The 16,186-nt window shown below is 34.3% G+C and carries 12 protein-coding genes; 10 read left to right on the forward strand and 2 right to left on the reverse strand.

Annotation, left to right across the window (positions count from 1 at the left end):
- The first annotated feature begins 86 nt into the window (after positions 1-86).
- The 9 genes from WMO14_RS09110 (at position 87) to WMO14_RS09150 (ending at position 13,181) form a co-directional block, all read left to right on the forward strand.
- Entirely contained in the window at positions 87-1,622 is a 1,536-nt protein-coding gene (locus WMO14_RS09110; protein WP_055175392.1) for a response regulator transcription factor, read from the forward strand.
- A complete protein-coding gene (locus WMO14_RS09115) occupies positions 1,619-3,358 on the forward strand; it encodes a sensor histidine kinase (protein ID WP_349153709.1) in 1,740 nt (579 codons plus the stop codon). The genes WMO14_RS09110 and WMO14_RS09115 overlap by 4 nt, the downstream gene beginning before the upstream one ends.
- A gap of 350 nt (positions 3,359-3,708) precedes the next feature.
- Positions 3,709-4,959 carry an extracellular solute-binding protein gene (locus tag WMO14_RS09120; protein ID WP_349153710.1) on the forward strand — a complete coding sequence of 417 codons (1,251 nt, stop codon included), beginning with the start codon at positions 3,709-3,711 and terminating at the stop codon, positions 4,957-4,959.
- An 86-nt stretch (positions 4,960-5,045) separates the two neighbouring features.
- Positions 5,046-6,386: a carbohydrate ABC transporter permease gene (locus WMO14_RS09125; RefSeq protein ID WP_055175386.1), complete on the forward strand. Its 1,341-nt coding sequence runs from the start codon at positions 5,046-5,048 to the stop codon at positions 6,384-6,386.
- Positions 6,383-7,231, forward strand: coding sequence for a sugar ABC transporter permease (locus WMO14_RS09130; RefSeq protein WP_055175384.1), 849 nt, complete (start codon positions 6,383-6,385; stop codon positions 7,229-7,231). Before WMO14_RS09125 ends, WMO14_RS09130 begins: the two co-directional genes overlap by 4 nt.
- On the forward strand, positions 7,200-9,077 hold the full coding sequence (locus WMO14_RS09135) for a type 2 periplasmic-binding domain-containing protein (RefSeq protein WP_349153711.1): 1,878 nt from the start codon (positions 7,200-7,202) through the stop codon (positions 9,075-9,077). Before WMO14_RS09130 ends, WMO14_RS09135 begins: the two co-directional genes overlap by 32 nt.
- Positions 9,078-9,189: 112 nt before the next feature.
- A complete protein-coding gene (locus WMO14_RS09140; RefSeq protein ID WP_349153712.1) occupies positions 9,190-10,329 on the forward strand; it encodes an aldo/keto reductase in 1,140 nt (379 codons plus the stop codon).
- A gap of 146 nt (positions 10,330-10,475) precedes the next feature.
- The gene (locus WMO14_RS09145; RefSeq protein WP_090139547.1) at positions 10,476-11,555 is read left to right on the forward strand and encodes a tyrosine-type recombinase/integrase; all 1,080 of its coding nucleotides are present in this window, start codon (positions 10,476-10,478) and stop codon (positions 11,553-11,555) included.
- A 501-nt stretch (positions 11,556-12,056) separates the two neighbouring features.
- Positions 12,057-13,181 carry an RpnC/YadD family protein gene (locus WMO14_RS09150; RefSeq protein ID WP_090139549.1) on the forward strand — a complete coding sequence of 375 codons (1,125 nt, stop codon included), beginning with the start codon at positions 12,057-12,059 and terminating at the stop codon, positions 13,179-13,181.
- A 140-nt stretch (positions 13,182-13,321) separates the two neighbouring features.
- On the opposite strand, the gene WMO14_RS09155 is transcribed toward WMO14_RS09150, so the two are convergent.
- Positions 13,322-14,848: a flagellin N-terminal helical domain-containing protein gene (locus WMO14_RS09155; RefSeq protein ID WP_349153713.1), complete on the reverse strand. Its 1,527-nt coding sequence runs from the start codon at positions 14,846-14,848 to the stop codon at positions 13,322-13,324.
- A 131-nt stretch (positions 14,849-14,979) separates the two neighbouring features.
- The gene (locus WMO14_RS09160) at positions 14,980-15,306 is read right to left on the reverse strand and encodes a carbon storage regulator (RefSeq protein ID WP_055306476.1); all 327 of its coding nucleotides are present in this window, start codon (positions 15,304-15,306) and stop codon (positions 14,980-14,982) included.
- Between the two features lie 175 nt (positions 15,307-15,481).
- Here WMO14_RS09160 and WMO14_RS09165 point away from each other — a divergent pair, with 175 nt between their 5' ends.
- Complete coding sequence (locus WMO14_RS09165) at positions 15,482-16,000, forward strand: tyrosine-type recombinase/integrase (RefSeq protein WP_349153714.1); 519 nt, start codon at positions 15,482-15,484, stop codon at positions 15,998-16,000.
- Positions 16,001-16,186 lie beyond the last annotated feature (186 nt).

A 16,186-nucleotide genomic window follows, 5' to 3' on the forward strand; every position in this document is an offset into this window, starting at 1 on the left:
ATATTCGGATAACAAACAGGGGCAGAATATATAAGCTGGTATATTTATTAAGGTATGTTAAATACAGGAAAAAGATTGGAGAATAAATGTATAATATATTAATTGTTGATGATGAGAGAATAGAGCGTAATGGAATAATAATGCTGTTAAAAAGGCTTTCAATTAATGCGGGCATAGTTGAGGCTGCTAATGGAAAGGAAGCATATGAATATTTATGCAGTGATGAAGCAGAGCATATTGATATTCTTCTCACAGATGTGAAGATGCCATTTATGGACGGAATAACACTTATTAAAAAGCTCAATGAAGATAATATAAAACTTAAAACAATAATATTTTCTGGATATAATGAATTTGAATATGCCAAGCTTGCGGTAAAGCTGGGAGTTAAAGATTACATTTTAAAGCCTGTTGACCCTGTGGAGTTTGAGAACACAATTAAGAAAGTGTGTGCAGAGCTTGATGAGGAACGTATTCATACAAGTAATTATAATAAACAGGCGGATTTTGTTAAGCAGTTCTATCTGTATTCGCTTCTTAATAAGGCTGATACCAAGGGAATATTAGAAAGCGATGATTTTCTTAGAAGCTATAACAGGCTTATTCTTATAGAATTCAATACCGATTTCTTTGGTAAATATGATGGTGGAGATGCCAATATATTAACCCTTGCGGATTGTATGGGAGATATTGAATATCAGTATCTTAATCTTAATACACAGCAGTCAGTTATACTTATTAAAGATGAAGCTAAGGCGTTAAGTATGGATTTATTAAAGAATATGCTTGAAAAGCTGCATAATTATATATTCGGTAAGACGGGACAGTTTATGTATGCAGCTGTGTCTGATATTATAGATGATTATCACAGGATATCTGATATGATGGACGAATTAGAAAACCTTATGAGCAATAAGTTCTACCAGACAAATAACTATATATTTACCAACGATATAAGTGATAAAATGCCTGTTTTCGTACAGATAGATGATGATGTTCTTATGAAGCAGATGAAGCAGGACATTAAGATGAAAGATGTAACATTTTTAAGAATACATTTTGATGCTTTATGCAAGAAATACAGAAGCCAGTCGAATTTTTCACATATATATATTAAGTTCGTATTCTCTAACCTGCTTAAAGATTTCTATGATGCACTTCCAGGGACCAATGAAGATGAATTTGCATCACAGATTGATAAGTTGTATACATCAGAGGATTTTAACTGCATAATGGATATTGTTAATCATAATATTGATATATTAGAGAAGAGTTTTATCAGTAATCCATTGACAATGCACAGAGAGATTGAAACGGTTAAGGAGTATATACATAATCATTATAGTGAGGAGTTAGGTGCACAGCAGTTAGCGGATATGGTATATCTTGCACCAAGTTATCTAAGTTCGCTTTTTAAGAAAGAGACAGGGCAGAACTTGAGCAAATATATAAAACAGTACAGAATGGAAAAGGCTAAGGAGCTGCTCACGGACACTAATATGAAGATTGTTAATATAAGTGAGAAGACAGGTTATCCGAATGTGTCATATTTCTGCCAGAGTTTCAGGGAATATTTCGGTGTAAGCCCTCAGAAGTTCAGGGATAAAGGTGAAGTGTTATGAGTGAACCATTAAAATTAAAGCAATGGGTGAATAATATAAAGCTTCAGAATAAGCTTGTTATAATATATGTCGTCACAGGTCTTCTGCCACTTATAATACTTTTTGTATTTGCGTATGGACAGATGCGCTCAATACTTATGGACAGGGATGTCCGTTCAATGGAAAGTGCATTAAGGCAGTCGGTTACAACAGTGGACGGACAGATAGAGGTATATGATAATCTGTCCAATTACATAACATTTAATGAAACTGTATCAGGAATACTTTCCTACAATTACAGCAACAAATATGAAATGTACAGCCAGATTGTTACGACATTTGACCCGCTTGTATCTTCATTGAAATATTTTCACAATGATATTAACAAGGTGACGATATACATTAATAACGGAATAAAGCACGACACTACACTTGCACCATTATCAGAGATTGAGAATGAAGCATTTTATAATTCAGCAGTTAATTCGACTAATATTAACTGGTATGTCGATAAAGATAAGAAAGAGCTTATATCAGCAAGGAAGATGTCTACGCTTGCCACTGCCGGCATTACTGGAATTATGTATATTAATGTAGATTATGACAGTATAATGGATATTTATGCAAAAGGACTTATAGATAACAGTGGCATTATAGTAACTGATGGCAATGGTAGTATTATAAGCAAAAAAGCAGCATTTTTGGATAATGCCGATAAATATATCCTTTCAGACAGCCGGTTTACTGAGTTTATAGAAAAAGCGGATTTTTCAGAAAATGTATGCAGTAATATAGCAGGTTATGTGCTTATTAAGCAGAACTCAGACGTTACAGGCTGGACAAGCTATGTGTATGCACCAAAGTCGCTTATGTTAAAATCAACTAATTCCATTATTACAATGATTGTGCTTGCATTAGTTGTTGCGTGTATTGGAATGGCTGCGGCTACAATATTTACATCTGATTTCATAACTAAGAGGATATATAAATTAAGAACAAGTATGGAAAAGGTTGAGAATGGAGATTTTGATGTTGTTATAAGGTCATCAGATAAGGATGAAATCGGTGCATTGATACACGGCTTTAATAGTATGACGGGTACGATTAATAATCTTATCAATGAGGTGTATGAGGGGAAATTAAGCCAGAAAGAGTCGGAGATGAGAGCATTAAGGGCACAGATTAACCCACATTTCCTCTATAATTCATTATCGCTTATAAACTGGAAGGCGATTGAGTACGGACAGGATGATATAAGCGGTATAACACTTGCCCTTTCTAACTATTACAGGACTTCACTTAATAAGGGTAAGAATACGCTGACAGTAAAGCAGGAATTAAGCAATATGGAGTCATATCTTAACATACAGCAGATTATGCACGATAATTCATTTGATGTTGTTATGGATATTGATGAAAATGTGCTTGAGTATGAATCGCTTAATCTTATATTACAGCCTCTTGTTGAAAATGCTATTGAGCATGGAATAGATCTTTTGACTGACAGAAGAGGAGTTATCACTGTTGCAGCAAAGCTTTATAACGGACTTATTCATATTGAGGTTAAGGATAATGGCATTGGTATGCCAAAAGAAACAGCTCATACATTCTTAACAAGTGAGTCTGGCGGTTATGGAGCAAGAAATGTCAATGACCGTATAAGGCTGTTTTATGGTGAGCAGTATAATCTTAAAGTAAGCAGTGATGAGAATGGAACGGTTATAACAATAGAGTTTCCGGCAAGAAAGCCAGTCTGATATGCTGTTTAGCAGATAAGCATAATAATATACTGATTAAATCAACGAATATACTTAATGAAAAAGTATGATAAATAGTATGAGTATAATAAAGAAATGTTGTCATTATTTGATAACATTTCTTTTTTGTTTATTTTTTATGTAAAAATTCCAATATGTTTCTAAAATTTCTTATATTTAATTTCTCATAAAATAAACATATAATTAAACTATCAAAAGAACTTGTAAATAAATTACAAAAAGATATGTACCAAATGAATTGTATAGAATATGTATTCAAGGTGATGGGTATTATATAAAGAGATGGTACATATCAGCGGTTAAACGCATTAAGAAATGGAGGTATGTTTATGAGGTTTAAAAGATTAGCGGCTGCGGTTATGGCAGCAACAATGTGTGGCTCATTGCTTGTGGGTTGTGGAGGAAGTGATAACAAATCAGCGGATAATAATGAGAATATCACAGCCACTATTAAGGTATGGGGCCCGGCAGAGGATCAGGCAGAAGAAAATGGCAAATGGCTTCAGACAATGTGCGAGCAGTTCAATTCAGAACATCCTGAATGGAATCTGACTTTTGAATACGGAGTATGTTCTGAGACAGATGCAGGTAAGACAGTTACACAGGATCCTGCGAATTCAGGCGATGTATATTTCTTCGCTAATGATCAGTTGCAGACACTTATTGATGCAAATGCTATAGCAAAGCTTGGCGGTGAAACAGCAGATTATGTTAAGAGTACTAATTCAAGTGCAATAGTTGATTCAGTATCAGTTGAGGGCAGTGTATATGGTGTTCCATTTACTACTAATACATGGTTTATGTTCTATGATAAGAGCAAATTCTCAGAAAGCGATATAAAGAGTCTTGATACAATGCTTTCAAAGAACAAGGTAGCATTTAATATAACAGAAGGCTGGTATATGTCATCATTCTATCTTGCTAATGGCTGTACATATTTCGGAAAAGACGGCAAGGATAATTCAGCAGGCGTAGATATTAAGGGTGATAAAGGAACACAAGCAACCAAGGCTTTAGTTGCACTTGTTAATAATCCTAACTTTGTCAATGATTTACAGGGTGTAGGTATTGCTGGTTTAAGAGATGGAAGCGTTGGTGCTTACTTCTCAGGTTCATGGGATTATAAGAGTGTTAAGGAAATATTAGGAGATAACTTTGGTGCAGTATCATTACCAACTGTTAAGATTAACGGAACAGATAAGCAGCTTAAAGCATTTGCAGGTTCAAAGGCTATAGCAGTTAACCCTAATTGCAAGTATCAGCAGGTAGCAGTTGCACTTGCTAAATATCTTGGAGGCAAGGATGCACAGGCTAAGCATTATGAGTTAAGAAATGTTATTCCTTGTAATACAGAGTTACTTGCAACAGATGTAATTAAGAAAGATGCTCTTGTATCAGCACAGAATGATACATTTAATAAGACATCTGTAATTCAGCCTACAGTTACAGGTATGAATGCTTACTGGACACCAGCTCAGAATTTTGCTAAAGCAATTGTTAACGGTGAGGTTACTGCTGATAATGCAGAAGCCAAGACATTAGATTTCTATAATCAGATTAATACATCAATTGTAAAATAGTAAATATCAATTCTAGCAATTCTGGGTCAGTATTAATTGACCCAGAATTTTACTTGACATCATATAATGGTCAGGAGGTGTGGTCAATGAAAGACATTACATTTCGTAATTCTATGAAATATGGCGATTTGACGACAAAACTCAGTTTATTAATACTCGGACTTGGTAATTTCAGGGGCAGACAGATAATAAAAGGAATATTATATATAGCTTTAGAGGCAGCATTTATAATATTTATGATAATAAAAGGAATCAGCTGTCTTGCAGGACTTCCTGGTCTTGGCAGCAGGGAACAGGAAGAGATATGGAATGAAAAGCTTGGAATATATGAGTATGTACAGGGTGATAATTCGCTGCTTATTCTGCTTTATGGAATAACTGTAATATTTATTATATGTGCCTATATTATTCTTGCAGTTAGTTCGTTAAAAAGTGCTTATAATGTAGAGTTAAGAATGAAACAGGGTAAGCATATTAATACATTTGTGGAAGATATTAAAGCATTGTTCAATGAAAATCTTCATAAGCTTTTACTTGTACTCCCAGTTACAGGAATACTTGTATTCACAATACTTCCGCTTGTATTTATGATTTCAATGGCATTTACAAGTTACAGCAAGGTAGACAGTCATCTTGTATTATTTGACTGGGTAGGGCTTGAGAACTTTAAGCTTATATTTAATTCAGGAAGTTCAATAGGACAGTCATTCTGGTCAGTGTTTGGCTGGACTATTATATGGGCAGTATTAGCTACATTTCTTAATTATATACTTGGAATTCTTGTGGCACTGCTTATTAATAGAAAAGGAACTAAGTTTAAGTCATTCTGGAGATTTATATTCATATTATCAATTGCAATTCCGCAGTTCGTATCACTTCTTATAATAAGAAGTATGCTGGCACAGGATGGTATTATAAATGTTGTATTAAAAAATGCTGGCTGGATAAGCAAGTCACTTCCATTCTTTACTAATGCAACATGGGCAAGAATGACAGTTATAATAGTCAATCTATGGATTGGTATTCCATACACAATATTGCAGGTAACAGGAATATTGCAGAATATTCCAATGGAATTATATGAGGCGGCAGATGTGGACGGAGCTAATGGCTTTGTCAAATTCTTTAAAATAACTATGCCTTATATGTTATTTGTAACAACACCTTACCTGATAACTACATTTACTGCTAATGTTAATAACTTTAATATCGTGTATCTGCTTACAAAGGGCGACCCAGTGCTTGCGGGACATACAGCAGGAAAGACAGATCTGCTTGTAACGTGGCTTTATAAGATGACGGTAGATTACCAGTATTATAATCTTGGAGCTGTTATAGGTATTATGACATTCGTATTTCTTGCACTCGGTTCACTTCTTGTATACAGGAGAACCAAATCTTATAAAGATGAGGAGGGATTCCAATGAAAAAGAAGAAAACTATAAAAAATATACTTGCACATACGGTGCTTACAGTGCTTGCGATTGTGTGGGTAAGTCCGCTTGTATGGATAATTCTTACAAGCTTCAGGGCACAGAAGGGAGCATATACAAGCTCATTCTTTCCTAAAAGTTATTCACTTGATAATTATATTAAGTTATTTACAGATACGGGAATACTTAATTTCCCACGAATGTTTACCAATACATTGATTGTGGCTGTATTTTCTTGTATTATATCTACATTTTTTGTATTATCAGTAGCTTATTGTATGTCACGACTTAAGTTCAAGATGAGAAAAGCTATGATGAATGTTGCAATGATACTTGGTTTATTTCCGGCATTTATGGCAATGATAGCTGTGTATTACATATTAAAGGCTATCGGCTTGTCAGAGGGAAGTATGATAAGAGTGGCATTGGTGCTTGTGTATTCGGCTTCGGCTGGTATTCAGTTCTATATCGCCAAAGGCTTTTTTGACACAATACCTAAGACTATTGATGAAGCCGCATTAATTGATGGTGCTACCAAATGGCAGGTATTTACCAAGATTACAATTCCATTAAGCAAACCTATTATTGTATACACGGTTCTAACATCTTTTATAGCACCTTGGGTGGATTTTATATTTGCAAGAGTAATATGCCGTGCTAATGCTGATTATTACACAGTTGCCATTGGTCTTTGGCAGATGCTTGAGAAGGAATATGTTGATGTGTGGTATACAAGATTTGCTGCTGGTGCAGTACTTATATCAATTCCAATTGCCGCCTTGTTTATGATTATGCAAAAGTGCTATAATGAGTCTATGTCAGGAGCAGTTAAAGGCTGACAGGAATAGGTGGAAAAATATTATGTTTGTGCATCATCAGATAAATAATAATTCTGGTATTAATATAATATATAAGCAAAGCAGTACCATATGTATTGCAAAGCTTTTATATACCATTATGATGTTAACAGTAATAACGCTTTTAGCCGGGTGTAACAGCCCGGCTAAAGGTGTTTATAATGACAGTGATTATAATGAAGCAGTTAGTACTGCTAAGACAACGCCATTTGGGGCTTATCCTGATATGATTGAATATACTCTTGGAAAGATGACAAGTGTCAATAATTCGAATATGCCAGCTATGGATACATATACTGATAATGCGTATACGAGATATATAAAGTCGGTTCTTAATGTGCAGAATGTAGATGTATTTGAGGCTAATGACAGTCAGTATAATACTAATGTATCAATGGCTGTTTCAATGAATAGGCTTCCTGATATTATGGTTGTGTCAAGCCAGAGTGAGCTGGAACAGCTTATAGAAAATGGAATGATAGAGGATTTGACAGACAGCTACAATAATTGTCTTACAGATAGAATAAAGAGTATGTATGCAAGTTATGGCAGTGCACTTATGGATATGGTAACATATGATGGAAAGATAATGGCACTTCCTGAGACTAATATTACTGACGGACCTAATCTTGTATGGCTCCGCAAAGACTGGATGGATATATTAGGACTTTCAGAACCGCGTACTGTAGACGATGTTGTTAATATTGTAAGGCATTTCATAACCTATGATCCTGGCAATAATGGTGTGGCAGAGGATGGCAGCAGTAATACAGTTGGACTTGTTGTAGATACATCGGTGGCAGGAGAATGTGGATATAGCAGTGAGTTCCTGCTTGATATAATATTTGCCAGCTTCAATGCTTATCCTAAGCAATGGATAGAGAATGATGACGGACAGATTGTATATGGTTCTGTAACTGATGAAGCTAAAAATGCACTTGAATATATCAACCAGTTATATAATGAGAAGATAATAGATAATGATTTCTTATTAAGGACATCAACTAATATATGTGAACTTATAGAAAATGGCTTGTGTGGCTCATTTTTTGGACCTTGGTGGGCACCTAACAATCCACTTGCCAATGCTGTCAGCATTAATCCTGATTCTAACTGGCAGCCATATCTGATATCAACAGGCGATAATGTAACAGAATACCATAGTCAAAATCCCTGCTACAAATATGTAGTTGTCAGAAAAGGCTATGAATATCCAGAGATTGCGGCTAAGATGATAAGTGTTATGTTTGATAAGATAAGATTTGATTGTGCAGACTCAGAAGAATTTGATAATTATTATCAGTTAAATGTTGAGCCAACAGCCAGACCATTATCAATTAATGTTGACTATAATAATGCTTTATCAATATGCTATAGAAATATATCAGATGCAATTGAGGGACGAAAAGATAGTGATAATCTGGAATTGCTGGAACGCTCATATTATAATGCCTGCAAATCATACCTTAACAATACAGGTCTTGCCAATACATCTTATGAATATAATACAGATGATTCATATAAGGAATATTCACAGTCAGGAAGAAAAGGTGCAACAAGCACGCAGTGGGCGGCGTATATGTCGCGAATTAAAGCCTGCCGGCTTTTAGACGAAGGCAATATAGTGATTAAGCAGTCGTTATATTTTAAGACGACAGACACTATGAAGAATAGATGGTGGAAGCTTAAAAGTCTTGAAAAAGAAGCATACCTTAAGATTATAAGTGGGGAAGCAGACATTGATTATTTTGATACATTTGTTAGCGAATGGAACGCACAAGGTGGTATAATAATTACGGAAGAAGTTCGGGAGAATATTGTAAGGTGAATTTTGTAAGAATTATAATATTGTAAATTTAGATTAGTTATTTCATATATAATATTATGGTTCCAGTAAGGCAATATTATATATAATATGTAATAAACAGGAGGTAAAAGTTATGGAAGACATATTTAATGGAAGCAAGAAGTTAGGATTTGGTCTTATGAGACTTCCACTTCTTAATCAGAATGAAGCTTCTAGCATTGACATTGAATTAACTAAGAAAATGGTTGATACATTTATTGAAAAAGGTTTTACTTATTTTGATACAGCGTGGATGTATTGTGGCTTTAAGAGTGAAAATGCAGCTAAAGAGGCACTTGTAGACAGACATAACAGAGATGAATATACACTTGCAACTAAGCTGCACGCAGGTTTTATAAAGACATTTGAAGATAGAGATAAAGTGTTTAACGAACAGCTGAGTAAAACAGGTGTTACATATTTTGATTATTATTTACTGCACGATGTTGGAGTTGACCATTATGAAGTGTATAAAAAGCTTGACTGTTTTAACTGGCTTGTTGATAAGAAGGAAAAAGGCTTAGTTAAGTATATTGGATTTTCTTTCCATGATAATGCAGATTTGCTTGATAAGGTACTTACAGAGCATCCAGAGATGGAATTCGTGCAGTTACAGATTAATTATCTTGACTGGGAAAGTGAGGCTATTCAGTCAAGAAAATGCTATGAGGTTGCAACAAAGCATAACAAACCAGTAATAGTTATGGAGCCAGTTAAAGGTGGCACACTTGCCAAAGTACCAGAAAAGGTTGAAAATAAATTCAAAGGATATAATAAAGATATGTCAGTACCATCCTGGGCTATCAGATTTGTTGCGAGTCTGCCAAATGTAAGAATGGTTCTTAGCGGTATGAGTAATATGGAACAGCTTCTTGACAATACAAGTTATATGCAGGATTTTGTACCCCTTAATGATGAAGAAATCAGGCTTGTACATAATGCGGCGGATATGATAAATGAAAGTATTGCAATACCTTGTACAGGATGTTCATATTGTACAGATGGATGTCCAATGCACATAGCAATTCCTAAATATTTCTCATTATATAATGCTGATAAACAGGAAATTGAGGACAAGGGCTGGACACCTCAGGGTGAATATTATGACAGACTTACTAATAATTTCGGTAAAGCAAGTGATTGTATTGAGTGTGGCCAGTGCGAAGGAGTCTGTCCACAGCATTTGCCAATTATTAATAATCTTAAAGAGGTTGCAAAGCATTTTGGCAAATAATCAGGTTGCTAAGCTGCAGAAAAAGTGGTAGTATAAAGATATGATAACATAACGCCGATAAATCCTGCTTTATCGGCGTTATACTATATTAAATGTATTATGTTGAATAAATTAATTATGACCACAAAGGTAAGGAAATATAAAGTATGGGAATTGATTCAGATTATTATAAGGAAAAGAATAAAAAACAGCTTACAAAGCTTCGTATGCTTGAAGCTAAGCTTCCGCCATATGTGACTTCTTATCTTGATGATAAGGAGTTGTCATCACAGGTTAATACGGTAATTGCGTATGCGTATGATTTGCAGACATTTTTCAGATTTCTTACAGAGAAAAACACTATGTTAAAAAATACCGTAATTAAGGATATAACAATAGATTTTCTTGAAAATCTTACATTTGAAGATATTAATGAGTATCAGAGATATTTAAGATTTAATAATGATGATGGAAGCACACATCAAAATCAGGATAAAGGAATAGCCCGCAGAATGGCGGCTTTAAGGGGATTTTTTGAATTTGCCTGCACACATCAGTATATGAAGAATAATCCAACAGTCGGGGCTGCCAAGCGAATTAAAATGCCTCAGAAAGACATAATCAGGCTTAATGATGAAGAAGTTAATGACCTCTTAAATGTTGTGTCCAATACGAATATTAAAGGCAATAAGCTTCAGATACAGAAGTGTCAGAAGACACAACTCAGGGATACAGCTCTTATCACATTGCTTCTTAACACAGGAATACGAGTATCTGAATGTGCAGGTCTTGATATTGATGATATTAATTTTAATTACAGAACAATCAATATTGTAAGAAAGGGTGGTTCTGATGCACATCTGTATTTCAATGAGATTACAGAAAATGCATTAAAAGACTATATTGATAATGAACGTCCGTTGCTTCTTGGTAATCCAGAGTCAGAGGAACAGGCAGTATTTATCTCAATGAAAAAAAGCCGTATGAGTGTAAGTGCAATTGAACGTATGGTAAAAAAATATGCAAAAAATGCAACACCTGATAAAAAAATCTCTCCACATAAAATGCGAAGCACATATGGTACAGCACTTTATAAAGACACAGGCGACATAAGACTTGTAAGTGATGTACTTGGGCATAAAGATATTAACACAACTGCGAAGCATTATGCGGCTATGGAAGAAGAACACAGAAGAATTGCTGCTACTATCCCACTCTATCAGGTCGATGAAGGGGCTGGGGAATAGTTTTGTCTATATTGATATTGCTGTTTGTATGTCTGTTTATATTGTGTTCTATTTGATTATGTTAATTTATAATTCTTTATTTATATTTATAGTATAATAATGCTTGCATTTATATTTATTATGTGATATATATAATATATATTTACGCGTAATAATTTATTATAACAATAATAATTTAATTGCAATTTAACTTATGAATTGGGGTTCATAATATTTTGTTATAATACTCTTCTGCTATAGCTTTTATCTTATAGCATAATTAACAATATCTAACGGTTTAACACACTTGTCATAACAATTCCCTGATGATAATATATACATATAGTTCTTCAATTTAGTAATGTATAAATTGAATGTATATTAATAGGATAATTAATTATATTTTTTGCACAATGTGTATGATTATAATTTTATATGAAATTTTTATATGACATAGTCATATGTTTAATTGTTTATTTGTTAATTATGCAGTCAAATATTATACATATGATTGGAGAATATATGAGAACAATAGATAATGACAATACTAAACAGACGACATTTTCTGAATTCAATAATAAAAATGTCGTAAATGCAGCTATTTCTGGACATCAGCCAACAACAATAAGACAATATAAGGATAATGTATTCTGTCTTTTGTACAGGGATAAGAATAATCTTCTGGACCTTTATAATGGGTTGAATGACACTAATTATACTAATGTAGATGATTTAACTGTTACTACTCTTAAGGGTGGTGTGTATATGAAATATAAGAATGATGCTTCATTTGTGTTTGGGCAGGATTTGTATATGTTTGAACAGCAATCCAGCCGCAATCCGAATATGCCGTTGCGATTTCTGCACTATTTATCTGATGTATATAGGCAGATGTATAACAATAGTGATTTGCACAGAAGTACAATGCTTAAAATTCCAGTACCACATTTTGTTACTTTTTATAATGGTAAACAGCCGCTTGAAGTGGAAAGTACTCTTCGATTATCGGATATGTATGAGAAGAAAATGGATTGTCCGGAGTTGGAACTTATTGTAAGAGTTATTAACATTAATACTGGAGCTATTATTAATAAAAAATCATTGGATAACGAGAAGAATGATATTATTAATGGTATTAATCAATCATATGATTTTGATAAATCCAATAAGAATATCAATGCAGGTAATACCATCAATTCACGGACATACAGCTCTGAATTTCTTTCTAAATGTGAAACACTTAAGGACTATATGACATTTGTTAATAAAGTTCGAGTTAAGACTGATATTGAGAAGATTGATATCCGTACTGCTGTTATAGAAGCGGTTGATGAGTGTATAGCTGAAAATGTATTGTCGGAATTTCTAAAAAATCACAGGGAGGAAGTGATTACTGTGAGTATTTATGAATATGACGAGGAAGGACATCTTGAAATAGTTAAGGAGGAAGGACGCCAGTTAGGTATCGCTGAGGGTGAAAAACTAGGCATAATTAAAGGAGAAGAAAAGGAGCGTTCTAACGGAATAAAAGTGTTTATTAAATTATGTAAAGATATGAACCTATCAGATGAAGATACGATAAATAAACTTGTTGAAGATTACCAGCTATCCAGAGATGAAGCTATCAATGCTATAAAGAATTATTAATGAAAAACAACCCCACAATATGTGCATGGAATATAGTGTGGGGTTGTTTTTATATAATTTTTTAATAATCTGACTTAGCTGTTTTGATTATTTATTGTTATATCAGTTACTTAATAATCTAGTAGTAATATTCTAACTGATTACTGAAGAAGTGTAAGAACACCCTGGTTAGACTGATTAGCCTGTGCAAGCATAGACTGTCCAGCCTGAGCTAAGATGTTATTCTTGCTGTAGTTAACCATCTCTTCTGCCATATCTGTATCACGAATACGTGACTCAGCTGTCTGAAGGTTCTCAGAAGCTGTATCAAGGTTGTTGATTGTATGCTCAAGTCTGTTCTGAACAGCACCCATCTTACCTCTTGAAGCAGATACCTTCTTGATAGCTGCATCAATAGCTGTTGTAGCTGTCTTAGCTGAATCCTGAGAACTTAAGTCTACTGACTTTCCACCAACACCAAGTGCATCAGCACTCATATCATCAAGTGTAAAGCTCATTGTCTGACCTTCATTAGCACCAATCTGAAGTTCAATTCCCTTACCTGTATTAGCTGTACCAGCCTTTAAATTAATTGTTTCCTTTGCTGTATTATCTGCCTCAGCATCAATACCTGTCTTAGCTTTAATTAAAGCTGCCATAGCAGATGCATCATCTTCTCCAACTGCACCAGCTGTACCAACCTTTACATAGTTAACATCTTTATAATCATCACCTAAGCTTGCTGGATCATCTACATATGCGAACTTTTCACCATTAACTGTAAATATCTTATCTTCAATATTACCAGTACCTGTATATGAACCTATAGCTTTTGTAATCTGTGAATAAGCATCTACGCCGGTTGTTGATTCAGCTGTCTTAACTGCTGCTGCATTATCCTGTGATAAAAGAATAGAATTGGCTGTCTTTCCTGCTTCCTTTGCTGTAAATTCAAGCTTACCATCTCCATTCACATTAAAATCATATGAATCACCAAGGCTTGATTCCTTTAAAGCATCTGCAAATGCCTGTGCTGTATTTTTTTCACCATCCGCATTATCTGCTGTCTTAGTATCTCCTGTAATTGTTACTTTAACTGTAGATGAATTACCATTCTTATCTATTACTGTAACTGCAAGTGTAGAGTCCTTTCCGCTTGCTAATGCATCAAAAGCATCAGCTGCTGTATTAACCTGTGTTGTAGCATCCACTTTAGTAAGTGCACTAGCAGCACTCTTGCTTACTGAAGCACTAACAGCACTACCTGAACGTGAACCATCAAGTAACTTCATAGTATTGAACTCTGTTGTTTCAGAGATTCTTGTCAATTCGCTCTGAAGCTGTTCAATTTCGTTCTGAACTGCTTCTCTATCGTCATCTGTCTCTGTACCATTTGAAGCCTGTACTGAAAGCTCTCTCATTCTCTGAAGAATTGAATGTGATTCATTTAAAGCACCTTCAGCTGTCTGGATAAGTGAGATACCATCCTGAGCATTAGTTGAAGCCTGATTAAGACCTCTGATCTGTCCTCTCATCTTCTCTGAGATAGAAAGTCCTGCTGCATCATCTGCTGCACGGTTAATTCTGTAACCTGATGATAACTTCTCTGTTGATTTTGACTGTGCAGATGAAACTCCGCTTAACATTCTGTTAGCATTCATAGCTGACATATTGTGTTGTACTACCATAGTGTGTACCTCCGTGTAAATATAATATTTGTTCGGGAATCCGTTCCCATCTCCCTTACCGGGAATGTATTAGAACTGCTGGCATCAGCCTTAACAGTTAATACGCATATATAATAAACAGTGTTACCATGCTAACCCTGTATATTATCCTGACTGATGTCCCCTTTCCTATCTACAACCTGCTTATTCATCTTCTTATCTTCTCTTATAAGCCTGCGGATTTTGGAAAGTGTTTCCGGAGAAAGTCCGCGTTCCGCATAATATGGAGATATATAGCGGGACTCCTTCTTGTCCGAATTGGCAGTATTTCTTGCAAGAACCTTGCTTCTTACAATGTTGAGTTCCCTTGGGGCATCTATTAAAAGATGAATGTTCCCTTCTGAGCCTCCCGAATAGATAACCCTTACGTCATCACCAATGTTGATGTACTCGCCGGGTTTGATTGTTAGTTTTAACACATTAACCTCCTTGTCTATGAATAGTCGCAGAGGATTGGACTATTCACATTTACTTCCTTGTTGATGCAACATTTTATATTAAAATGTTGCATTTATATATTGGAGGTATTGATTATTGAGTACAGCACAACCTATAAGAAGTAATGATGAATTAAATTTGTTTAAGGAATTTTATTTGAACAATAGACCGAATGTCAGAAACTATGCATTGATATGTATTGGGTTGAATTCTGCGTTGAGAATTAGTGATGTTTTGCAGTTAAGATGGGAAGATGTGTATGATTTTAAAAATGAACATTTTCTTAAACATATAATAATAATAGAAAAAAAGACTAATAAAGAGACCAGAATTGCAATTAATGACAATATAAAGCAGGGACTTGGTATGTATATGGATAGCTTATATAATATAAAAAAATGTGATTATATATTTAATGGGCAGAAAAAAGGTAAGCCACTGAGCCGTTCACAGGCTTTTAGAATTATTAAGAAAGCAGCTAATGAACTTCATATGGAAAGCGGGATAAGCTGTCATTCTATGAGAAAGACTTTTGGGTATTATGCCTGGAAATGTGGTACACCACCAGCAATATTAATGGATATATACAATCACTCTTCTTATGAAATAACAAGGAGATATTTAGGAATTAAGCAGGATGATAAAGACTCTGTATTTTTGAATATTAATCTATAATATTAATGATAATTTATATTAAATTAAATTAGTAAACAGGGTAAAGTATTTTAAATTGGTGACGATATATAGAATGTAAATAAGAATAGAATTATAAATTTTAATGCAACATTTTAATATAAAATGTTGCATTTTGTTTATTATAAGACATATTATATGACAGCAATAAGTTAATTAGTCATTAAT

It is taken from the genome of Lachnospira rogosae (ex Hitch et al. 2025), assembly GCF_040096455.1.
GTDB classification, from domain to species: domain Bacteria; phylum Bacillota; class Clostridia; order Lachnospirales; family Lachnospiraceae; genus Lachnospira; species Lachnospira rogosae.

Coding starts and splice junctions, on each gene's coding strand:
- WMO14_RS09110 (WP_055175392.1), top strand. CDS start 87: ATGTATAATATATTAATTGTTGATGATGAGAGAATAGAGCGTAATGGA.
- WMO14_RS09155 (WP_349153713.1), bottom strand. CDS start 14,848: ATGGTAGTACAACACAATATGTCAGCTATGAATGCTAACAGAATGTTA.
- WMO14_RS09120 (WP_349153710.1), top strand. CDS start 3,709: ATGAGGTTTAAAAGATTAGCGGCTGCGGTTATGGCAGCAACAATGTGT.
- WMO14_RS09130 (WP_055175384.1), top strand. CDS start 6,383: ATGAAAAAGAAGAAAACTATAAAAAATATACTTGCACATACGGTGCTT.
- WMO14_RS09115 (WP_349153709.1), top strand. CDS start 1,619: ATGAGTGAACCATTAAAATTAAAGCAATGGGTGAATAATATAAAGCTT.
- WMO14_RS09135 (WP_349153711.1), top strand. CDS start 7,200: ATGAGTCTATGTCAGGAGCAGTTAAAGGCTGACAGGAATAGGTGGAAA.
- WMO14_RS09140 (WP_349153712.1), top strand. CDS start 9,190: ATGGAAGACATATTTAATGGAAGCAAGAAGTTAGGATTTGGTCTTATG.
- WMO14_RS09150 (WP_090139549.1), top strand. CDS start 12,057: ATGAGAACAATAGATAATGACAATACTAAACAGACGACATTTTCTGAA.
- WMO14_RS09145 (WP_090139547.1), top strand. CDS start 10,476: ATGGGAATTGATTCAGATTATTATAAGGAAAAGAATAAAAAACAGCTT.
- WMO14_RS09125 (WP_055175386.1), top strand. CDS start 5,046: ATGAAAGACATTACATTTCGTAATTCTATGAAATATGGCGATTTGACG.